Annotated in this window: 16 protein-coding genes; 10 read left to right on the forward strand and 6 right to left on the reverse strand. The window is 68.6% G+C overall.

The window, feature by feature from the left end; translation table 11 throughout:
• Positions 1-94 precede the first annotated feature (94 nt).
• From ACT6SE_RS21465 to plsB, 5 genes are all read left to right on the forward strand, one after another.
• Positions 95-1,018 (forward strand): 5'-nucleotidase, lipoprotein e(P4) family, encoded by a 924-nt coding sequence (locus ACT6SE_RS21465; protein WP_032962372.1) that lies wholly within the window; start codon positions 95-97, stop codon positions 1,016-1,018.
• Positions 1,015-1,740, forward strand: coding sequence for an orotidine-5'-phosphate decarboxylase (gene pyrF, locus ACT6SE_RS21470; protein ID WP_032962374.1), 726 nt, complete (start codon positions 1,015-1,017; stop codon positions 1,738-1,740). The genes ACT6SE_RS21465 and pyrF overlap by 4 nt, the downstream gene beginning before the upstream one ends.
• Before the next feature lie 218 nt (positions 1,741-1,958).
• The gene (locus ACT6SE_RS21475) at positions 1,959-2,780 is read left to right on the forward strand and encodes a S1 family peptidase (RefSeq protein ID WP_046427686.1); all 822 of its coding nucleotides are present in this window, start codon (positions 1,959-1,961) and stop codon (positions 2,778-2,780) included.
• A gap of 317 nt (positions 2,781-3,097) precedes the next feature.
• Positions 3,098-4,051, forward strand: a complete 954-nt coding sequence (locus ACT6SE_RS21480) for a hypothetical protein (protein ID WP_046427689.1) — start codon at positions 3,098-3,100, stop codon at positions 4,049-4,051.
• Complete coding sequence (plsB, locus tag ACT6SE_RS21485) at positions 4,051-6,687, forward strand: glycerol-3-phosphate 1-O-acyltransferase PlsB (RefSeq protein WP_032962379.1); 2,637 nt, start codon at positions 4,051-4,053, stop codon at positions 6,685-6,687. The genes ACT6SE_RS21480 and plsB overlap by 1 nt, the downstream gene beginning before the upstream one ends.
• 100 nt (positions 6,688-6,787) lie before the next feature.
• On the opposite strand, the gene ACT6SE_RS21490 is transcribed toward plsB, so the two are convergent.
• Positions 6,788-6,991, reverse strand: coding sequence for a YdcH family protein (locus tag ACT6SE_RS21490; protein ID WP_032962381.1), 204 nt, complete (start codon positions 6,989-6,991; stop codon positions 6,788-6,790).
• A gap of 91 nt (positions 6,992-7,082) precedes the next feature.
• Here ACT6SE_RS21490 and ttcA point away from each other — a divergent pair, with 91 nt between their 5' ends.
• Genes ttcA through ACT6SE_RS21505 form a run of 3 tightly spaced genes read left to right on the forward strand, consistent with a single transcriptional unit; the run spans position 7,083 to position 9,784 of the window.
• A complete protein-coding gene (gene ttcA / locus ACT6SE_RS21495) occupies positions 7,083-8,003 on the forward strand; it encodes a tRNA 2-thiocytidine(32) synthetase TtcA (RefSeq protein ID WP_032962383.1) in 921 nt (306 codons plus the stop codon).
• A gap of 36 nt (positions 8,004-8,039) precedes the next feature.
• Complete coding sequence (locus tag ACT6SE_RS21500) at positions 8,040-8,945, forward strand: recombination-associated protein RdgC (protein ID WP_005411825.1); 906 nt, start codon at positions 8,040-8,042, stop codon at positions 8,943-8,945.
• Between the two features lie 59 nt (positions 8,946-9,004).
• Entirely contained in the window at positions 9,005-9,784 is a 780-nt protein-coding gene (locus tag ACT6SE_RS21505; protein ID WP_032962385.1) for a M48 family metallopeptidase, read from the forward strand.
• A gap of 325 nt (positions 9,785-10,109) precedes the next feature.
• On the opposite strand, the gene ACT6SE_RS21510 is transcribed toward ACT6SE_RS21505, so the two are convergent.
• Positions 10,110-10,976, reverse strand: coding sequence for a methylglyoxal synthase (locus ACT6SE_RS21510; RefSeq protein WP_014035467.1), 867 nt, complete (start codon positions 10,974-10,976; stop codon positions 10,110-10,112).
• A gap of 166 nt (positions 10,977-11,142) precedes the next feature.
• Here ACT6SE_RS21510 and ACT6SE_RS21515 point away from each other — a divergent pair, with 166 nt between their 5' ends.
• On the forward strand, positions 11,143-13,551 hold the full coding sequence (locus ACT6SE_RS21515; RefSeq protein WP_046427697.1) for an ATP-binding protein: 2,409 nt from the start codon (positions 11,143-11,145) through the stop codon (positions 13,549-13,551).
• Here ACT6SE_RS21515 and ACT6SE_RS21520 read toward each other — a convergent pair.
• The 3 genes from ACT6SE_RS21520 to ACT6SE_RS21530 all read right to left on the reverse strand — a co-directional run bounded on the left by ACT6SE_RS21520 (position 13,537) and on the right by ACT6SE_RS21530 (position 20,061).
• Positions 13,537-14,982, reverse strand: coding sequence for an FAD-dependent oxidoreductase (locus ACT6SE_RS21520; RefSeq protein ID WP_032962391.1), 1,446 nt, complete (start codon positions 14,980-14,982; stop codon positions 13,537-13,539). The two genes, ACT6SE_RS21515 and ACT6SE_RS21520, sit on opposite strands and share 15 nt — an antisense overlap.
• 61 nt (positions 14,983-15,043) lie before the next feature.
• Positions 15,044-19,498 (reverse strand): glutamate synthase large subunit, encoded by a 4,455-nt coding sequence (gene gltB, locus ACT6SE_RS21525; protein ID WP_444811056.1) that lies wholly within the window; start codon positions 19,496-19,498, stop codon positions 15,044-15,046.
• A 173-nt stretch (positions 19,499-19,671) separates the two neighbouring features.
• Entirely contained in the window at positions 19,672-20,061 is a 390-nt protein-coding gene (locus ACT6SE_RS21530; protein ID WP_014035471.1) for an I78 family peptidase inhibitor, read from the reverse strand.
• A gap of 111 nt (positions 20,062-20,172) precedes the next feature.
• Here ACT6SE_RS21530 and ACT6SE_RS21535 point away from each other — a divergent pair, with 111 nt between their 5' ends.
• Complete coding sequence (locus tag ACT6SE_RS21535) at positions 20,173-21,231, forward strand: DNA topoisomerase IB (RefSeq protein ID WP_046427701.1); 1,059 nt, start codon at positions 20,173-20,175, stop codon at positions 21,229-21,231.
• Here the strand turns inward: ACT6SE_RS21535 and ACT6SE_RS21540 are convergent.
• Positions 21,219-21,527, reverse strand: a complete 309-nt coding sequence (locus tag ACT6SE_RS21540) for a hypothetical protein (RefSeq protein ID WP_014645461.1) — start codon at positions 21,525-21,527, stop codon at positions 21,219-21,221. The genes ACT6SE_RS21535 and ACT6SE_RS21540 overlap by 13 nt on opposite strands.
• Positions 21,528-21,701 lie beyond the last annotated feature (174 nt).

The raw sequence follows: 21,701 nt of genomic DNA on the forward strand, positions 1-21,701 counted from the left end.
TCCGGAAGGGCAACGGGTCAACCGCCAAGCATAGCCGTCCCGGGGCCGGCTTTGCCGGTAAAATGCGCCGGTATATCTGATTGCCGGTGAATCCATGCGTCGTCCCGTTTCCCTGTCCCTGACCCTGCTCGCCACTGCGGCGCTGGGCCTGTCCGCCTGCAAGCGCGTGGAGGCGCCCGCCGCCGAAGCCGCGGCCCCGCAGGCGCCCGCTGCCGCCGCCAAGGCCGACGGCGCGCTCGATGCCACCGCCAACGACAACCTCAACGCAGTGCTGTGGATGCAGCGCGCGCAGGAGTACAGGGCGATCACCGAGCAGACCTACCGCGCCGCCGCCGACCACCTGGATGCGGCGTTGAAGGAAGCCCACTGGGATGCGCTGGTGCCGGAAGAGCGCGGCAACGACGCCAAGGGCCTGAAGCCGGCCGTGGTGCTGGACGTGGACGAGACCGTGCTGGACAACTCGCCCTACCAGGCGCGCCTGGTGCGCGACGGCAAGGAATACGACGAACTGACCTGGGACCAGTGGGTAGCCGAAAAGAAGGCCAAGGCGATCCCGGGCGTGGTCGACTTCGCCAAGGCCGCCAATGCCAAGGGCGTGACCCTGCTCTACATCTCCAACCGCGCCGTGCACCTGAAGGACGCGACCCTGGCCAACCTGCGCGAGCAGGGCCTGCCGGTGGCCGACGACAGCGTGTTCCTTGGCCTGGGCACGGTGGTGCCGGGCTGCGAGCAGGCCGGCAGCGAGAAGAACTGCCGCCGCCGCCTGGCAGGGCAGAAGTACCGCGTGCTGATGCAGTTCGGCGACCAGCTGGGTGACTTCGTCGAAGTGACCGCCAACACCAACGACGGCCGTGACGCGCTGCTGCAGCAGTACCACGACTGGTTCGGCGAGCGCTGGTGGATGCTGCCGAACCCGACCTACGGCGGTTTCGAGCCGGCGCAGTTCAACAACGACTACAGCCAGTCGCGCCAGGCCCGCCACGACGCCAAGCGCGCCGCCCTGGACTACGCCCCGTGAGCCGCGCACCGCTGCCGTTGCGCGCCGATGAGCGCCTGATCTTCGCGCTGGACGTGCCTGATCGCGTGCAGGCACTGGACTGGGTCGATCGCCTTGGTGACAGCGTGGCGTTCTACAAGATCGGCATGGAACTGCTGGCCTCCGGCGAGTACTTCCAGGTGCTGGATGAGCTGGCCCGCCGCGACAAGCGCGTGTTCGTCGACCTGAAGTTCTTCGACATCCCGGCGACCGCTGCAGCGGTGATCAAGCGCCTGTCGCAGTGGCCGGTCAGCTACGCCACCATCCATGGCTGGCACCCGGCGATGATGGAGGCCTGCGCGGCCGCCAACAGCAGCGACATGCGCCTGCTGGCGGTGACCGTGCTGACCTCGATGGGGCGCGCCGATCTGGCGCAGATGGGCGTCGACCGCGAGCCGGTGGACGTGGTGGTCGAACGCGCGTTGGCCGCCCAGGCAGCGGGCGTCGATGGCGTGATCGCCTCGGGCCAGGAGGCTGCACCGATCCGCGCCGCGACCGGTAGCGGGTTCTCGATCGTCTGTCCGGGCATCCGTCCCGGTGGTCCGGTCGGCGATGACCAGAAGCGCACCGTTGGCGTGGCCCAGGCCTTCGCCGATGGCGCCGACGCCATCGTGGTCGGACGCCCGATCCGCCTGGCGGCTGATCCGCAGGCCGCTGCGCGGGCAATCCAGCAGGAAATCGCGTCGGCTCTGGCTGCACGCTGAGCCCACCGCTGACGCCGGTCACGCCGGCACCACGAACGCCATTCCGATCCATGCGGGATGGCGTTCGCAATTGTTGGCCTGCGACTGTCGCAGGCAGCGCATTGCACCGAAACTGTGCGCGCGTTCGCGCTGCAGGCTTCATCCCTGCTTCCCAATCGATGCACCGGCACGGACCGCGGCCGCGCCGGTTCCAACCATTGATAGAGGAGTACAGGGATATGTATCGCAGCACCTCTTTGTTCATCGGCCTGTTGTTGGCCGCGTCCGCCGTACCCGCCTTCGCTGCGCCACAGGTGCGCGAAGCACCGCGCATCATCGGCGGTGAAGCAGCGCCGGCTGGCGAGTACCCGTTCATGGTCAGCATCCAGGGCATCTTCGACGGCGATTCGGATCATGACCGCCACTTCTGCGGGGGCACCCTCATCTCGCCTTCGTGGGTGTTGACCGCCGCGCACTGCATGCAGGGGGAAGCGCCGGGCGGCATCGCCGTCGTCGGCAACGCCGCGGCCCTGTCCACCGAAGCCTCGCCCCGCGCCTCCAACGTCAAGGCGATCCACGTCCATCCGGCATTCAACAGCGGCAACTCGCTGGAGCACGACGTGGCCCTGATCCAGCTCAACGCCCCCCTGGACGGTGCACAGCCGGTGGCGCTGCGGCTGCGGCCCGACGCCAGTTATCTCAAGCCGGGCCGCGAATTCACCGTGATCGGCTGGGGCGACACCGACATCGGCGATGGCCGGGTCTACCCGACCCAGCTGCAGACCGTGCAGGTGCCGTTCGTGGCATTCGATGAATGCCAGCAGGCCTACGGCGGGGAACTGTCGCGCGGCAAGGTGATCTGCGCCGGCCGCGAGGGCATCGACAGCTGCCAGGGGGACTCCGGCGGGCCGCTGCTGCTGCGCCTGCGTGAGGGCTGGACCCAGTTCGGCATCGTCAGCTGGGGCGAGGGCTGCGCGCTGGCCGGCTATCCGGGGATTTATGCCCGAATCGCCGAAAAACACGCCGCAGATTTCATTGAATCCGTCTGGCAGCACGATTGATTCAATAAAATCAAATACATACATGGCATTACGTGAAGTGTTGCCTTAACTTGAAGGGCAGCGTAGGATCGCCGCCATCCGGTCCTCGGACCGGACATGTGCCACAACACTGTCCTCCGGCCCCGTGCCGGTTTGAAGAGCCTGTGATCCCCGTGATCCGGGCTCTTTTTTTTATCCCGCTGGTGGTTCTGGGGTCAGATCCCTTCTGCCTGCCGGCAGAAGGGATCTGACCCCCTTGGTTGGAAACGTGACCGCACGGCTTGCCGCTGTCACGTCGCAGGCCGCAAGATGCGGGCCGGTCCGGGGAGTCCGAGTGCATGAGCGTGGCGGTGCGAGGAAGGTCTGCGCGTGGATGGGGGCTGGCGGCCATGCTGCTGCTGGCCGTTGCGGCATGCCGCGAGTCTGTGAACGATCCGGCCAGGCCGGCGGCCGAGCCGGTGGCTGCGGTGCAGGCGATGGCGTTGCGCCTGGCCGAAGATGATCTGGTCGGCTACGCAAAGCTGTCGGTACCGCCAGGCCAGTATCAGCGGCTGCAGCAGGCCTGGGCGGAGGGACACAGCCGGTGGCCGCTGACCGAGCTGCCGCTGGGGGACCAGCTGCTGCCGATGCTGGCCGCGCTGCGCAAGCCCGATGCCAGCACCGAACTGCAGCGCAGCTTCGACCGCCAGCTGGCCGGCCAGGCCAGCGCCGTGCGCCAGGCCGCGCAGTCGATGGGCAATTTCGGGGTGCAGTACCTGCGCCATCAGAAGGGCTACACGCCCGGCCAGCAGGCCCATTACATCGCCCTGGTCGAAACCCTTGCTGTCTGGGCGCAGGGCGCGCCGATCAGTGACCGCGCCCGTGCACGCAGCACCATCGCCGCGCTGGTCGGCGCGGCCGGCAAGGTCGGCTTCGATGACGAGGCTGGCCTGCAGGCGGCTGGCATGGAGGGCAGCCTGCAGCAGCTGGCGCCGTTCATCCACACCCTCAAGGCGGTGCTTGGCAGCTACGGGCTGGGCGTGGATGACGCGCTTCGCAGCGTGCGGGGCGAGCTGCTCTCGGTGGAAGGCGACAATGCGCTGGTACGCCTGCACTACGACCTGGCCGGCCGCGAGATGAGCCTGCAGCTGCCACTGAGCCGGCGCGAGGGCCACTGGTACCTGACCCGTACCCTGGCCGACACCGACGCGCTGCTGCGCAAGGCCGACGCGGCCCGCGCGGCTGCGTCGCCGGCAGCCGCTGAAGCCCCCGCCGAAGGTGGGGAAGCGGCAACGCCGCCGCCTAAGCCATAATGGCGCCGATGTCGAAACAGAACCCGCTGCCGTTCCCCGGCGAAGAATCCCAGTCGACGCCCGCCGATACGGTGCCGGCGTCCCCCTCGACCGGTACCGGCCCGAACCCGGTACCGCCGCCCGCGCACGCGCGTCCGGCCGGCCGCCGCCCGCTGTGGGCTCGTCTGCTCGGCCGTCTGGTCGAGCCGTGGCTGTCGCTGAAGATCGAACCGGAAGACCCGGGCCAGTACAACGATGGCCGCCCGGTCATGTACGTGCTGGAAGACTACGGCCTGTCCAACGCGCTGATCCTGGACAAGGCCTGCCGCCAGGCCGGCCTGCCGTCGCCGCTGGTGCCGCTGGCCGGTGACCCGACCGGCCGCAAGCGCGCCTACCTGGCGCTGTCGCGGCGCAGCTCCAGCAACTCGCTGATTCCCGAGCAGCGCGGCGCCAAGACCCACTCCGACTCGCTGGCCAAGGTCCTGCAGGCGCACCGCGTGCGCGATGACCTGGACGTGCACCTGGTGCCGGTGTCGATCTTCGTCGGCCGCGCCCCGGACAAGCAGAGCGGTTGGTTCGCGGTGCTGTTCTCGGAAAACTGGGCACTGGTCGGCCGCTTCCGTCGCCTGCTGGCGGTGCTGCTCAACGGCCGCAGCACCATCGTCCGCTTCGCCCCGCCGATCTCCCTGCGCAACACCGTGGATGAAGGCCTGGAGCCGGAGCGCACGGTGCGCAAGCTGCAGCGCGTGCTGCGTACGCACTTCCGACGCATCCGTGAATCGGTGATCGGCCCCGACCTGTCGACCCGGCGCCTGCTGGTGGACCAGGTGCTGGCCGCCGAGCCGGTACGCGAAGCGATCGCCGCACAGGCCAAGCGCGACAACTCGAAGCCGGCCGATGCCTGGAAGAAGGCACACGCCTATGCCTGGGAAATCGCTGCGGACTATTCCAGCCCGGTAGTGCGCTCGGCCAGCTTCATGCTCAGCCACGTGTGGAACCGCATCTATGCGGGCGTGCTGGTGCACCACCTGGACAAGTTCAAGGCCGCCGCGCCGGGGCACGAAGTGGTCTACGTGCCCAGCCACCGCAGCCACATGGACTATCTGCTGCTGTCCTACCTGCTGTACGACCGTGGCATCGTGCCGCCGCACATCGTGGCCGGCATCAACCTGAACCTGCCGGTGGTCGGCACCCTGCTGCGCAAGGGCGGTGCATTCTTCATCCGCCGCTCGATCCGTGGCAACGCGCTGTACTCGGCGGTGCTCAGCGAATACGTCGCGCAGCTGGTGGCCGGCGGCTACTCGCTGGAGTACTTCGTCGAAGGCGGCCGCTCGCGTACCGGCCGGCTGCTGCAGCCCAAGGGCGGCATGATCTCGATGACGCTGCGCGCGTTCCTGCGCCAGCCGCGCAAGCCGGTGCTGTTCCAGCCCATCTACATCGGCTACGAGAAGCTGATGGAAGGCGGCAGCTACCTGGACGAACTGTCCGGCCGGCCGAAGGAAAAGGAATCGATCTGGTCGCTGCTATGGGGCATCCCCAAGGTGCTCAAGCAGAACTATGGCCAGGTGGTGGTGAACTTCGGCGAGCCGATCGCGCTGAACGACGTGCTGGCCGAGAAGGCGCCGGAGTGGAAGGGCGAGGCGGTGTCCGAGGACGAAAAGCCGGCCTGGCTGTCGACCACGGTGGACACGCTGGCCGAACGCATCCAGGTGCGCATCAATGGCGCCGCCGACGTCAACCCGATCAACCTGCTGGCGCTGGCCCTGCTGTCCACGCCGAAGCACGCGATGGGCGAGGCCGACCTGATCGCGCAGATCGAACTGTGCAAGACCCTGCTGGTGGAGATGCCGTACTCGGACCGGGTGACGGTGACGCCGCACTCGCCGGAGCGGATCATCGCCCACGCCGAGGAAATCAACGTCCTCACCCGCATCAAGCACCCGCTGGGCGATGTGCTCAGCGTCAGCGGCGACACCGCAGTGCTGCTGAGCTACTTCCGCAACAACGTGGTGCACCTGTTCACCGCCTCGTCGTGGGTGGCCTGCTGCTTCCAGAACAACCGCCGCATGAGCCGCACCGGCCTGGTCCAGCTGGGCCGTACGGTGTACCCGTTCCTCCAGGCCGAGCTGTTCCTGCCGTGGAGCGAGGACGAGTTCGCCCAGCGCATCGACCGGACCATCGATGTGTTCGTGCGCGAGGGCCTGCTGCAGAACGTCAACGATGACGACGGCGGCATCCTGGCGCGCAACACCGGGCAGACCGACGAGGTGTTCCGCCTGCGCGCGATCGGCCATTCGCTGCAGCAGGCGTTCGAGCGCTATTACATTGCCATCTCGGTGCTGGTGAAGAACGGCCCGGGCGTGCTCGGCGCTGCCGAGCTGGAAAGCCTGTGCCAGCAGGCCGCGCAGCGGCTGAGCCTGCTCTATGCGCCGGCCGCGCCGGAGTTCTTCGACAAGTCCCTGTTCCGTGGCTTCATCCAGAAGCTGCGCGAACTGCGCCTGGTGTGGCCGGACGAGAACAGCAAGCTGCTGTTCGACGAGCGCCTGGATGCCTGGGCCAAGGATGCCAAGTTCATCCTGGGCCGTGAGCTGCGCCACACCATCGAACGGGTCAGCCCGGAAGCGGCCCGCCCGGACGAGCCTGCGCCGCAGGATTGAAGGCAGCGCCGGGTCCTGCCCGGCGAACGGCATGCCAACCAAGGTTGGCATCTACCGGGGCGAAGCAGTAGGTCCACGCCATGCGTGGATGGGCCACCGCTCAGGCCGGCTCGTCGGGAATCTGCAGGCTTTCCAGCCTGGCGATGCAGTCCTTCAGCTGCAGCTTGCGCCGCTTCAGGCGCTTGGACTCCAGCTCGTCCTCGCCGTTGGCGGCCATGCGGGTGATCTGTTCATCCAGCAGGCGGTGCTCGGCGCGCAGGGCGACGAGGCGCTCGACGATCTCGGCGGGGCTGTAGGTGTCCACAGCCTCCGAGCATACACAGCGATGATGACCGCCGGGAGAGGGGAATCCCGATCCCCGGCCGGGGCGGCTCCGAGCCGTTAGAATGGAACCCATGAGTGCCGTGATTTCCCTTCCCGATCCCCCACCGCGCGCCGCCCGCGATCCGCGCGTGGCCGAGCGCGAGCAGCACAAGCTGGCCAAGCGCCTGCGCCGCCAGGTCGGCGAGGCGATTGCCGACTTCGGCATGATCGAGGCCGGCGACAAGGTCATGGTGTGCCTGTCCGGCGGCAAGGACAGCTACACCCTGCTGGACGTGCTGCTGCAGCTGCAGAAGAAGGCGCCGGTGCCGTTCGAGCTGGTGGCGGTGAACCTGGACCAGAAGCAGCCGGACTTCCCCGAGCACGTGCTGCCGGAATACCTGGCAGGCCTGGGCGTGCCGTACCACATCATCGAGCAGGACACCTATTCGGTGGTCAGCCGGGTCATCCCGGAAGGCAAGACCATGTGTTCGCTGTGCTCGCGCCTGCGTCGTGGCGCGCTGTACAACTACGCCGAGACCCACGGCTTCACCAAGATCGCGCTGGGCCACCACCGCGACGACATGGTGGCCACGTTCTTCATGAACCTGTTCCACCACGCCAAGCTGTCGGGCATGCCGCCGAAGCTGCGCAGCGACGACGGCAGGCACGTGGTGATCCGGCCGCTGGCCTACGTGCGCGAGAGTGACATCGTCGAGTACGCGCAGGCACGCCGGTTCCCGATCATTCCCTGCAACCTGTGCGGCAGCCAGGAGAACCTGCAGCGCCGCCAGGTCGGCCTGATGCTGAAGCAATGGGAAAAGGACCACCCGGGCCGCATCGAGCAGATCGCGCGCGCCATGGGTGAAGTCCGGCCCTCGCAGCTGGCCGACACCACCCTGTTCGACTTCATGGCGCTGGGCCGTCGCGACGACGCGCCGCTGCCCGACGCCCATGCCTGGCTGGCCGGCTCCCCGGCCGACGCCGACGCAGATCCCGAGACGCCCACCGTTTAAGGTCGGGCGCCCTTCCTCTTCGCCATCCGGAATTCCATGTTCTTTCGCAACCTGACGTTCTTCCGTTTCCCGACCACCACCGATTTTTCCGAAGTCGACACCCTGCTGCCGCACGCCCTGCTGAAGCCGGTCGGCGCGCTGGAAATGAATTCGCGCGGCTTCATCTCGCCGTTCGGCCGCGAGGAGAAGGAACTGCTCTCCCACCGCATCGCCGAACACCTGTGGCTGACCGTGGGCGGCGAGGACAAGATCCTGCCGGCGGCGGTGGTCAACGACCTGCTCGAGCGCAAGCTGGAGGAGATCGAGGAGAAGGAAGGCCGCCGCCCGGGTGGCCGCGAGCGCAAGCGGATGAAGGACGACCTGCTGCATGAACTGCTGCCGCGCGCCTTCGTGAAGTCCTCGCGCAATGATGCCTTCATCGACCTGCAGCACGGCTACGTGGCGGTGGATACCTCCAGCCGCAAGACCGGCGAGTACTTCATGTCCGACATCCGCGGCCTGCTCGGCAGCTTCCCGGCGATGCCGCTGAACGCCGAAGTCGCACCGCGTTCGATCCTGACCGGCTGGATCGCCGGCGAGCCGCTGCCGACCGGGCTGAGCCTGGGCGAAGAGTGCGAGATGAAGGATCCGGTGGAAGGCGGCGCCGTGGTCAAGTGCCAGCACCAGGAACTGCGCTGCGACGAGATCGACAAGCACCTGGACGCCGGCAAGCAGGTGACCAAGCTGGCGCTGATCTTCGAGGACAACCTGTCCTTCGTGATCGGCGACGACCTGATCGTGCGCAAGCTGAAGTTCCTCGACGGCGCACTGGACCAGCTGGAGCATGCCGACGAAGACGGCCGCCGCGCCGAGTTCGACGCCCGCTTCGCCCTGCAGAGCGCCGAGATCCGCCGCCTGTTCCTGTTGCTGGAAGAAGCGTTCAAGCTCAGCAAGGCTGACTGAACAGGCACCCTGTGGGCCGCCGGTCATCCGGCGGCCCGAAGCAGCGCTATGCTGGGCGCATGAGCCGTCTGCTGCGCCGCCTGATCAGCCCGACCCCGCCCGCTACCGTGCAGCGCGACACCGTTCGCCTGCGCCTGGAGGATGCCGAGATCGAGGTGCTGCGCGTGCGCGATCCGCGCGCGCGCCGGATCAAGCTGAGCGTGGACGAGCGCGGCGCACGGTTGACGCTGCCGCCGCGGGCCAGCCTGGTGATGGGCGAGCGTTTCCTGGAACAGCACCGCGACTGGTTGGCGCTGCAGCTGCGCCAGTACCAGAGCCAGGGCCTGCCCGCCCCGTTGCAGCCGGGCGAGGACGGCGTGCTGCCACTGCGCGGCGACCTGTTGCCGCTGCGCTGGCAGGAAGGCCGCTATGCGCGGCTGGAGATCGACGAACACGGCGCCTGCGTGCAGTGGCCGACCCGTGCCGGCGATGCCACCCTGCGTCGCCTGCTGCGCGAGTTCTACGAAGCACAGACCCGCGCCGATGTCGGCCGCTGGCTGCCGAAGTACCTGCCCACCCTGCCACGTGCACCCAGCCGCCTGCGGCTGAAGGTGATGTCTTCGCAGTGGGGCTCGCTGGCGCCGGACGGCAGCATGGCACTGGACCTGGCACTGGTGCTGGGGCGCCCTGAAGCATTCGAGTATGTGCTGGTGCACGAACTCTGCCACCTGATCCAGCCGAATCATTCGCCCGCGTTCTGGCACGAAGTGGAACAACGTTTCCCCGCGTGGCGCGAGCAGCGCGACTACTTCCAGCTGGAAGGGCGCAGGCTGAAGGCGATGCTTCGCCAGCTGCTGTAGAGCCGAGCCGATGCTCGGCTGACGCGCGTGGCGCGGATATCCAGCCCTCGCGATCGACAGCAGCCGAGCATGGCTCGGCTCTACAAAAGCGCGCGCAGCGCGCGACCCGCTCCTGCTCTTCCTTCTTTCTTCCGTGATGGGCACACAGGAAACTGTCCGTGGCCGGGCGGGGTGGGTTGCGCAGGGGCGTGAGCCGCATGGATGCGGCGACCGAGCTTGCAAGGACGTACTTGCAGCGACCCCTGCGCAATCCACCCCGCCCGGCAGAGCACGGCTTCTGATTTGAACGACCCACCACGAGGGGCTCAGCCGTTGGCCGAAACCCTCACCCCGCCCGCAACGCCGCCGCTGCCGCCCAGCGTGCCGCCACCCGCGGCGCCGTGATGCACACCGCCTGGTCGGTCACCGTCGTCACCGCGCGCTCCAGCAGCTGGATATCGGCCTCGTGCTGGCGTGCCACATGCGGGTCCTCGAAGAAGATCGCGCGCTGGCAGCGCCCCTCCAGCACCCGGTCGGCAATCTGTGCATCGCCGCCCATCGGGCCGCTCTGGTAACGCGTCACCCACGGCGTATCGCTGGGCCAACCCCGGCTCCAGGCCAGCTCGTTCAAGCGCTGCCCGGTGGTGCCCGTCGCAACGCGTTGGCCAAACCGGGCCAGCACATCGAAGTGTTCATCGGCGAAGGCCAGCATCGCCGGCTTCATCGCATCATGCGCGATCAGCGCCAGCGTCTGCCCCTGGAAGGCATGCAGGTCGTCGGCACCGGTGTCGGCAGCCAGCCCGGCGTGGATGCGCTCCACCTCGATCCAGTCGCGTGCAGTGGCCACGGTTGAAATGAACGGCTTGCCGTGGATCACGCACTGCCGCTTGAGCGCGGTTGCTTCCGGAAACACCGAGGACGGATCGACCGGGTCGATCAGGTAGATCGCACCGTCCAGTGTCCGCTCCGGCCCCATGCCGACCACTTCGGCCACCAGCTTCATCAGGCCTCCCTCGCGCCCGTAGGGATACCGGTGCAGGCCGCCGTAGCCGGCCAGGAATCCCTGCCGTTCGATCGCATCGTGGGTGCGCCCGACCGCATGCAGTGACACCCCCAGTTCGCGCAGGCCTGCCTCGCTGGCACGCAGCCAGCGGAACAGCGCCGCGCGCGCATCGTGGTGATGGAGACGGTTGGCGGCCAGGCCGATACGCATCGAGCGCTCCGTAGGACGGGTAGAAGCGGCAGTGTATGTCGGCATTCGCCGATGCGGATGCTTTTCCAATTTTTCTCATTGTCGCGGAAGCCTGCCTCGCTAGCGTGGCTGGCAGCGGTACCGCTGCGCGGCCGTGGTTCCTGCCCGCGAAATGAGGACGTCTACCGTGAATGTCGCCGGCCGCCGCGCCGTCGCCGCCGTCATGGCATCGCTGTTGCTGCCCGGCATCGCCGCTGCATCCGGTTGTACGGGCCCCCTGCAGGTGGCATGGCGCTCCGACCGGGCGCCCCTGTCATACAGCCAGCAGGGCGAGGTTGCTGGACTGGCCGCGGATTACCTGCCGCTGCTGGGCATGCAGGCGGCGCAGCATGCGAAGCCGTTGCCTGCGACGGTACTTACCGAGGGAGCACTGCCGGCCGGCACCCAGGTGCTGCTGGGCTGGCCGCGCGCACAGCTGCCGACAGGCTGGGTGGCCAGCAGGGCCTACCTGGAGGTGCCGCAGGTGATCGTGCGGCGCGAGGGCGCCGCTGCGGTGCTGGGGCTGGAGGGCCTGCGTGGCCGCAGCGTGGCCAGCCCGGACCGGCTGCCGCTGGAGCCATTGCTGGCCGAGCAGGCCCCGGGGGCGCAGCTGCTGGCCCCTGCGCCGCTGGACCACGCGCTGTCACTGCTGCGTGCCGGGCTGGTCGACGCCGTGGTCGCCAATCTCGCTGAACTGGAGGCCGCGCTCCGCGCGGAGCCAGGCGATGCTGTGGTGATCGCGGCACCCGCGGGCTTCGGCGATGCACTGGTACTCGCGGCCGTGCCGGCCTGTGCCGAGGTGGTCGCTGCTTTCGACCAGCGGCTCCTGCAGGAGAGCGATGCACATCGCGCGTCGAGCCGCAGCGCCTGGCTGCCGGACCGGCCACGCGCGCGGCTCACCGGTTCGGCGCTGCGCTGGCTGGTGCCGGCGTCGCTGATCCTGCTCGCGCTCGTGCTGCTGCATGCCTTCGGCTACTGGCGCGTGCATCGCGAGAGCGTGCGCCGCCGCGTGCTGGAGCAGCGGTTGCACGACGTCACCGCGAACCTGCCGGCGGTGGTCTACCAGGCCCGCCGTTCGGCAACCGGCCACTACAGCCTGGCGCAGATCGCCGGTGACGTGCAGGCGTTGTTCGGCGTAAGCGTGGAGACTGCGCGGATCGACCATCTGCAACTGCTGGCCGCGGTGCATGCCGACGACCGCAGCCGGGTGATGGCGTGCATCGAAGCGGCCGCGCTGGTGCGCGGTCCCATCGACGTTACGTTCCGCACCCGGTCGGCGCAGGGCTGGCGCTGGGTCCGCTCGCAGGGACGACCGCTGCAGTGCGATGACAGCAGCGTGGAGTGGAGCGGCTACTGGTTGGATGTCAGTGAAGCACAGGCGCGTGCAGTAGCGCTGGCCGAGGCGCGCCGCGCGGCCGAGCAGGCGGCGCTGGCCAAGAGCCATTTCCTGGCGACCATGAGCCACCAGATCCGCACGCCGATGAGTACCCTGCTGGGCATGCTGGAGCGATTGGCTGCCAGTGACCTGGATGCGGGCCAGCGGCAGGTGCTGACCACCGTGGGTGATGCCGCGCAGATGCTGCGGCAGATCCTGGACGATGTGCTGCACAGCCAGCGCCTGCAGCCAGCGCCACTGCAGCTGCGGCCGACCGATCTTGCGGCGCTGGTGCGCGCGGTGCAGCAGCTGTTGATGCCCGTCGCGGCCAGCCGCGGCCTGCACCTGCACAGCGAGATCGACCCCATGCTGCAGCAGTGGTCGCTGGCCGATGGGCTGCGCCTGCGCCAGGTCCTGTTCAACCTGGCCGGTAATGCACTCAAGTTCACTCTGCAGGGAAGCGTGGTGCTGCAGGCCCATGTGCTGCAGCAGCGCGATGGCGGGCAGCGGTTGCGCCTGCAGGTGACCGATACGGGCGTGGGCATCAGCATGGAGCGGCAACAGGCGGTATTCGCTGCCTACGAGCAGGCCGAGACCTCGACCACGCGCCGCTTTGGTGGCAGTGGGCTGGGCCTGTCGATCTGCCGCGAGCTGGCGGCATCGATGGGGGGCCAGCTGCACCTGCGCAGCGCGCCGGGCAAGGGAACCACCGTATGGCTGGAACTGGTGCTGGCGGCCTGTGCGGCACCGACGGTGGTACCGGTGCTCACGACGGCCGTGCAACGCCCGCTGCCGCCGGCGCGGGCACTGGTTGTTGAAGACCATCCGACCAACCTGCAGTTGCTGGTGCAGCGCCTGCGCGAGCTGGGGCTGCAGGTACACGCCTGCGACGACGGCCAGCAGGCATGGGAGGCCTGGCAGGCGCAGCCCTTTGATCTGGTCATCACCGACTGCCATATGCCGCACATGGACGGCTTCGCGCTGGCACGGGCGATCCGTGGCGATACCTGTGCCATCCGTGCGCAGGTGCCGATCGTCGCGCTGACTGCCAGTGTGCTGGAACGCACACGCGAGGCCTGCCGTGATGCGGGCATCGACCATTTCCTGGCCAAGCCGGTGGCGCCGTGCGAACTGCGCGCGCTGCTGGAGGAGCTGCTGTTGCCGGACTCAGTGCGCCAGTAGGCGGACGATGCTGGCAGCGGCATCGCGGCCTTCGGCCACGGCGGTCACCACCAGGTCTGCACCGCGTACCGCGTCGCCACCGGCGAACAGGCGTGGATGCGCGGTCTGGAACGGCAGGCGGTCCTTGCCCCCGGCGACGATGCGGCCGTTGGGCTGGCCTTCCACCCCCAGGTCCGCCAGCCACGCCGGCACGCTCGGCGAGAAGCCGAAGGCGATGATCACCACGTCCGCTTCCAGCAGGGATTCACTGCCTTCGATCGGCACGGCGTTCTGGCGGCCATTGGCATCGGGTTCGCCCAGCCGGGTTTCGACCACGGTCACGCCGATCACTTCATCGTCGGCGCCGGCTTCGATCGACAGCGGTTGGCGGTTGAACAGGAAGCGCACGCCCTCTTCGCGCGCATTGGCCACTTCGCGAGCGCTGCCGGGCATGTTGGCTTCGTCGCGCCGGTAGGCGCAGGTGACCTTGGCCGCGCCGAGGCGCACCGCGCTGCGCACGCAGTCCATGCCGGTATCGCCACCACCGAGCACCACCACCCGCTTGCCGTTGAGGTCGGGCAGGGCGATGGTGTCTTCCCAGCCGGCAATCGGCCGGCCCTTCGGGTCATCGCCGCCGACGATGCGGCTGTTCTGCACCAGGAACGGCAGCGCCGGCAGCACGCCCTTCAGGTCCTGGCCGTCGAGGCCACCATCGGTGTAGCGGTAGGCGCCGGTACCGATGAACACCGCATCGTGGGTGTCCAGCAGCTGCTGCACGCTGAGGTCGCGGCCGATCTCCACGCCGAGGCGGAACTGCACGCCCATGCCCTCCAGCACGTCGCGGCGCCGGTGGATCACGTCCTTGTCCAGCTTGAAGCTGGGAATGCCGAACTGCAGCAGGCCGCCGATCTGCTCGTAGCGGTCATAGACCACCGCGGCAATGCCGGCGCGGGCCAGGCGGTCGGCGCAGGCCAGGCCGGCGGGACCGGCCCCGATCACCGCCACGCTGCGGCCGGTCGGCTGCACCGCGCCCAGGTCAGGGCGCCAGCCGCTGGCCAGCGCGGTATCGACGATGTATTTCTCCACCGCACCGATGGTGACCGCACCGAACTCTTCCAGCGTGCAGCTGCCCTCGCACAGGCGATCCTGCGGGCAGACCCGGCCGCACACCTCCGGCAGCGGGTTGGTGCTGTGGCACAGCGTGGCGGCTTCGTGGATGCGGTTCTCCTGCACCAGCTGCAGCCACTGCGGAATGGCGTTGTGCACCGGGCACTTCCAGCTGCAGTACGGGTTGCCGCAGTCCAGGCAGCGGCCCGCCTGGTACTGGGCGTCCTCCTTGCCGAACTTTCCGTACAGCTCGCCCCAGTCGCCGGACGTGCGCAGTTCCACCGGGATGCGCTGCGGCATGGTGCGGGGCAGGTCGAGGAACTGGAAGGCGTGCTTGCGGCTCATGGCGGGCTCTGGAATGCGGGGGGGAACGTTGCCGGCCAGCGGCCGGCACTACCGGAAAACATCACGCGGCGCGTCGCAGGGTTTCGGTCAGCGACTCGATGCTGGCGGCCTTGGGTTTGACCAGCCAGAACTTGCCGATGTAATCGCGGAACTCGTCGAGGATCTGCTGTGCCCAGATGCTGCCGGTCAGCTCGCGATGGCGGCCGATCAGGCGGTGCAGGTGCTGGCGGTAGTTCTCGAAGCCTTCGGCGGACACGCGATGGATGTCGATCAGCTCGTGGTTGTAGCGGTCGACGAAATCACGGTCCACGTCCAGTACGTAGGCCAGGCCGCCGGTGAAGCCGGCGCCGAAGTTCAGCCCGACCTTGCCCAGCACCAGCACCACGCCATCGGTCATGTACTCGCAGCAGTGGTCACCGGCACCTTCGACCACGGCCAGTGCGCCGGAATTGCGCACCGCGAAGCGCTCGCCGGCGCGGCCGGCAGCGAACAGCTCACCGCCGGTGGCACCGTACAGGCAGGTGTTGCCGATGATGGCGGTGCTGCGTGCCTCGAAGCGCGCGCCACGCGGCGGCCGCACCACCAGCCGGCCGCCAGCCATGCCCTTGCCGACGTAATCGTTGGCTTCGCCTTCCACTTCCAGGTGCAGGCCACCGACATTGAAGGCGCCGAAGCTCTGCCCGGCGCTGCCACGGAAGCGCAGTTCCAGCGGTGCCTCGGCCATGCCCTGGTTGCCGTGCGCGCGTGCCACCGCACCCGCCAGGCGGGTACCGATGCTGCGGTCGGTGTTGTGGATCAGGAAGCGATGCTCGCCGCCGCGCTTGTGCTCGATGGCCGGGGCCAGCAGGCCATCCATCTGCGTGGCCAGGCTGTCCGGCGATTCGTACAGGCGCTGCGCGGCGCAGTGGCTGCCCTCGTAGCGGCTGTCGGCCAGCAGGCGCGACAGGTCCACGCGCACGCCGTCGCGCGGCGCGGATTCGATCTGGCGCAGCAGGTCGGTACGGCCGACGATCTCTTCCAGCGAACGCGCGCCCAGGTAGGACAGCCAGCCACGCACTTCCTCGGCCAGCAGCCGGAAGAAGTTCTCCACGCGCTCGGGCTGCCCGGTGAAGTGGTTCTCGCGCAGGCGCTCGTCCTGGGTGGCCACGCCGGTGGCACAGTTGTTGAGGTGGCAGATGCGCAGGTACTTGCAGCCCAGCACGATCATCGGCGCGGTGCCGAAGCCGAAGCTGTCGGCGCCCAGCAATGCGGCCTTGACCACGTCCAGCCCGGTCTTCAGGCCGCCATCGGTCTGCAGCAGGGTACGGCCGCGCAGGTCGTTGGCGAGCAGCGCCTGGTGCGCCTCGGCCACGCCCAGCTCCCACGGCACGCCGGCATAGCGGATCGAGCTGACCGGCGAGGCACCGGTGCCGCCATCATGGCCGGAGATGGTGATCAGGTCCGCACCGGCCTTGACCACGCCCGCCGCAATCGTTCCGACGCCGGCATGGCTGACCAGCTTCACCGACACCAGCGCGGTCGGGTTGACCTGCTTGAGGTCGTAGATCAGCTGCGCCAGGTCCTCGATCGAATAGATGTCGTGATGCGGCGGCGGCGAAATCAGGCCGATGCCCGGGCGCGCATAGCGCAGCCGCGCGATCAGTTCGTTGACCTTGTGCCCGGGCAGCTGGCCACCCTCGCCGGGCTTGGCACCCTGCGCGACCTTGATCTGCAGCACCTCGGCATTGACCAGGTACTCGGCGGTCACGCCGAAGCGCCCGGAGGCCACCTGCTTGATCTTGCTGCGCCTGGCGGTGCCATAGCGTGCGGGGTCTTCACCGCCTTCGCCGGAATTGCTGCGGCCCCCCAGGCGATTCATCGCAATCGCCAGCGCTTCATGCGCTTCCGGTGACAGGGCGCCGAGGCTGATCGCCGTGGTATCGAAGCGCGGGAACAGTTCGCTGGCCGGGGCCACCTCATCGAGCGGTGCGGGCGTGGCGGCAGGGACCAGTTCCAGCAGGTCACGCAGTGCCGAGGGCGGGCGCGCATGCACCGCATCGCAGTACTGCTGCCAGGCACGCGGATCGCCGCTGCGCGCCGCGCGCTGCAGGGTGGTGACCACGTCCGGGTTGTACATGTGGTACTCGCCGCCGTGCACGTACTTCAGCAGGCCGCCGACATCCACGTCCTGCTGCGCGTCCCACGCCTGCGCGCACAGCTCGCGCGCGTCGGCATCCAGGCGCGCGAAACCCGCGCCACCGATGCGCGAGGCGGTATCCGGGAAGCACAGATCGACGACCTCCGGTTCCAGGCCGATGATCTCGAACAGCTGCGCGCCGCGGTAGCTGGCCACGGTACAGATGCCCATCTTCGAGATGATCTTCGACAGCCCCTTGTAGACGCCCTTGCGGTAGCGGCGGCCGATCTGCGACTGCTCACCGCCCTTGCTGAGCTTGAGGATGCCGCGGCGGCCCAGGTCGAACAGGGTCTGGTAGGCCAGGTACGGATACACCGCCGTGGCGCCGAAGCCGAGCAGGCAGGCCATGTGGTGCGGGTCGCGCGCGGTGCCGGTCTCGACGATGAGATTCACGTCGCAGCGCAGGCCCAGCCGCGAGAGGTGGTGGTGGATGGCGCTGGTGGCCAGCAGCGCATGCACCATCGGCCGCCCGGCCACCGGGTAGCGGTCGGACAGCAGCAGCATCACCATGCCGTCGCGCGCGGCCTGTTCGGCCTCGGCGCAGATGCGCTCGATGCCGGCACGCAGGCCCTCGTCTTCGCTGTAGGACAGGTCGAGCAGACGGTTGGCCTGCGCGTACTGGTCCATCTTCAGCAGCTGGCGCAGCTTGCGCTGGCTGAGCACCGGCGAATTGAGGATGACGTGGTTCACCGTCTCCGGACCGGCATGGAAGATGTTGGTCTCCTTGCCGAGCTGGGTGGACAGGGACATCGCGCAATCTTCGCGCAGCGGATCGATCGGCGGGTTGGTGACCTGCGCGAAGGCCTGGCGGAAATAGTCGTACAGCGGGCGGCTGCGCTGGCTCAGCACCGCCATCGGCGTGTCGTCGCCCATCGAGCCGGTGGCTTCCTGCTCGGTCTCGGCCAGCGGCCGCAGCACCTGCTCCACTTCCTCGCTGCTGAGCTGGTACAGCTTGTGGTAGCTGTGCAGGGTGGCTTCGTCAAACGGCTCTTCCACCAGCGACGGGTCGATCAGTTCGGTCTGCAGGTAGGTCACGCCCTGCTGCAGCCACTGCTTGTAGGGCGCGCGGCCGCGGTTGATGCGGTCGACCGCATCGGAGTCGAGCAGGTCGCCGCGCTTGAGGTCGATCGCGATCATTTCGCCGGGGCCAAGCTTGCCCTTGCGCACCACCCGCTCGGTGGGCACTTCCCACACGCCCGCTTCAGAGGCAACCAGGAAGTGGCGGTCGGCGGTCAGCATCCAGCGTGCCGGGCGCAGGCCGTTGCGGTCGAGGGTGCAGACGGCGTAGCGGCTGTCGCAGGCAACGATGCCGGCCGGGCCATCCCACGGCTCGCTGTTCAGGCCGTGGAACTCGTAGAACGCGGCCAGGTCCGGGTCCTTGAACTCCAGCGACTGGGTGGCCGGCGGCACCAGGATGCGCAGCGCCTGGATCAGCTCCATGCCACCGGCGACCATCAGTTCCAGCATGTTGTCCAGGCTCTGCGAGTCCGAGCCGTGCATGGAGATCACCGGGTCGAATTCGGCGATGTCGAAGCGCGGCGTCTTCCACACCTTGCTGCGCGCCTGGGCCCAGCGGCGGTTGCCTTCGATGGTGTTGATCTCGCCATTGTGGGCGAGCATCCGGAACGGGTGGGCAAGCGGCCAGCGCGGCAGCGTGTTGGTCGAGAAGCGCTGGTGGAACACGATCGCGCTGGAGGCCAGTTCGCGCCGCTGCAGGTCCGGATAGAAGCGGCTGAGCTTGTCCGGCAGCACCATGCCCTTGTAGCTGATCGCATCGGGGGTGAGGGTGGTGACGTAGAAATCAGCGTGATCGCGCAGCTGCTGTTCGCTGCGGCGACGGGCCAGGAACAGCGCCAGCGCGAAGCCGGCATCGTCCTGGCCGACACCGGCATCGACGAACACCTGTTCGATGCGCGGCAGGGTATCGCGCGCCAGCTGGCCGCAGACGCTGTCATCGGTGGGCACCTCGCGCCAGCCGGCGACCTTGCAGCCGACCGCTTCCACCTGCGCCTGCAGCTGGGTACGGCAGGCGTCGGCGGCCTCGGTGTCGTGCGGCAGGAACACCAGGCCGGCAGCGAAGCGCGCGGCGGTGGTGATGCCGGCTTCGCTGGCCAGCAGTTTCAGGAATGCATCGGGGCGGCGCAGCAGCAGGCCACAGCCATCGCCGGTCAGGCCATCGGCGGCGACGCCGCCACGGTGGGTCATGCGCGAAAGCGCGGCGATGGCGGTATCAACCAACAGGCGCGAAGGTTGATCGTCGAGCTGGGCGACCATGCCAAATCCACAGGCATCGCGCTCGGAGCGCGGGTCGTAAAGCCCTTGGCGGTTGCGGGGGGCCATCTCTACCTCGATGCGTATAGGGTTGGCGGCGACACTCGTCCCCGCTCATTCCCTGGAGCGCATCGTGAGGCCACCGGATGCCTCGACTAGATCACAGGTTGCTGCAGCGCCGCAATACACGGTTGCAGGTGCAACAGAACGCGCCGGCAACCCGTGCCGGCGCGGGGTCGGCCTCAGCCGCAGCGCACGCCGCTGACCAGGCCCTTGTCGTCCACTTCGATGTTCAGGCGGTCGCCGAGGAATTCCATCGTGGCCACGTCGTTGGGCTTCATGACGCGCAGCTGGTGGGCACCGGCATCTTCCTGCGCCTGCTTGCCCAGCGCGTCGGCGTAGGCCTGGCCGACCAGGCTCTGCACCTGGCTGGCATCGCAGGTGCCGACCGGCGGTGCCTCGGTGGCCTTGCCGGCTTCGTCGGCCGGTGCCTTGGCGGCTTCGGCAGCCTGCTGGGCATGGGCCGTGGCCGAATCCTGTTCATCCAGCGCCGGTGCCTGGCAGGCGGTCAGGGCCAGCACGGCCGGCAGCAGCAGGGCGGAGAGCGAACGGGCGCGAATCGGGAACGACATCATGACTCCGGAAGGGATTGTGAAAGCCCGAGCATAGCGGCGAACCGATCCTCACGTGTTTGTCTTGTGTTATCGACAGGATCGCGGCAGCGCGGCAGCGACACTGCGCGCATGCCGACCCCCTCTACCCCCGAACGACAGGCCGCGCGCGCTGCGGGCCTGCGCTATGTCGATGACACCCAGCCGGGCATCAGCCGGCGCCGCGCCGGCAAGGGCTTCAGCTACCGCGATGCCGATGGCCACGCGGTGCGCGATGCCGCCACCCTGCAGCGCATCCGCGCGCTGGCGATTCCACCGGCCTATACCGCCGTATGGATCTGCGCCCACGCCAATGGCCATCTGCAGGCCACCGGCCGCGATGCCCGCGGGCGCAAGCAGTATCGCTACCACGCCGATTGGGCCGCAGTGCGCGACGCCGGCAAGTTCGACCGGGTGATCGCCTTTGGTGAAGCACTGCCCGCGCTGCGGCGCCGGCTCAGCCGCGATCTCAAGCACAGCGGCTTCCCCCGCGAAAAGGTGCTGGCGGTCGTGGTCGCGCTGCTGGCCGACACCCTGGTGCGGGTAGGCAATGAGTCCTATGCCAAGGAAAACAGATCCTTTGGCCTGACCACGCTGCGCAACCGGCACCTCGACCTGCTGCGCGGCGGGCGCGTACGGATGCGCTTCCGCGGCAAATCCGGGCAGCTGCACGAAGTGACGGTAGGTGACCGCCGGCTGGGCACGCTGGTGCGCGGCGTGCAGCAGTTGCCGGGCCAGGCGTTGTTCCAGTATCGCGACGACGACGGTGCCATCCAGCCGGTCGACTCCGGTGCGGTCAACCATTACCTGCGCGAGGTGATGGGCGAGGAATTCACCGCCAAGGATTTCCGCACCTGGGGCGGCACCCTGGCCGCGGTGCAAGCGTTCGCGGCCACCGAGTTGCCCGAACCGGCCAGCCAGCGTGCGCTGGCCAAGGTACAGCGTGAGGTGGTGTGCAAGGTGGCGACCCAGTTGGGCAATACGCCTGCGGTGTGCCGCAAGGCCTACATCGACCCCTGCGTGTTTGCCGGCTGGGAGCGCGGTGAACTGGCGGAACTGGCCGGCCTGCGTGGGCCGCGCCAGTGGGAGCAGGCCACCCTGCGCGTGCTGCGCAGGGCGCGCCGGCTCAGCCGCAGGCGTCAGCCGCAATAGATCGCGGTGATGTTGTTGGTGCGGCCCTTCTCGATGGTCAGGCGGTCACCGCCTTCGTGTGCCGGCGGCACGCGCGGGCCGTCATGGCGCAGCACCTGCACGTGCAGGCTGTCGCTGTCCACGCGCGCGCGCTCGACGGTTGCGGCGGAGGCGGCCAGGCCGAGCGCACCACGCACCCTGTCGCTGTGGCACTGGCCGGAAATCACGCCGTCGATCGGCTGCACCTGGGCCACCGGCGTGCTGCTGCAGGCGGCGAGGGCGAGACAGACGGCGGCGGTGGCGATGGCATGCTTCATGGAAGGATTCCTTGGTGTGGTTGCGTGCAGCGTGCGACGGCGCACGTGGTGGCGGAATGAACACCGTGCACATCGTGGATACGGTGCGCTCACCCCCGCCAACAGCCTGGGTGGAGACACTGCAGTCGCGGCGGATGCCGCCCCCGGTACTGCGGCGCATGCGCCCGGTAGTGC

Origin of the sequence: Stenotrophomonas sp. LC732 (assembly GCF_052446685.1) — a bacterium.
GTDB lineage: Bacteria > Pseudomonadota > Gammaproteobacteria > Xanthomonadales > Xanthomonadaceae > Stenotrophomonas > Stenotrophomonas muris.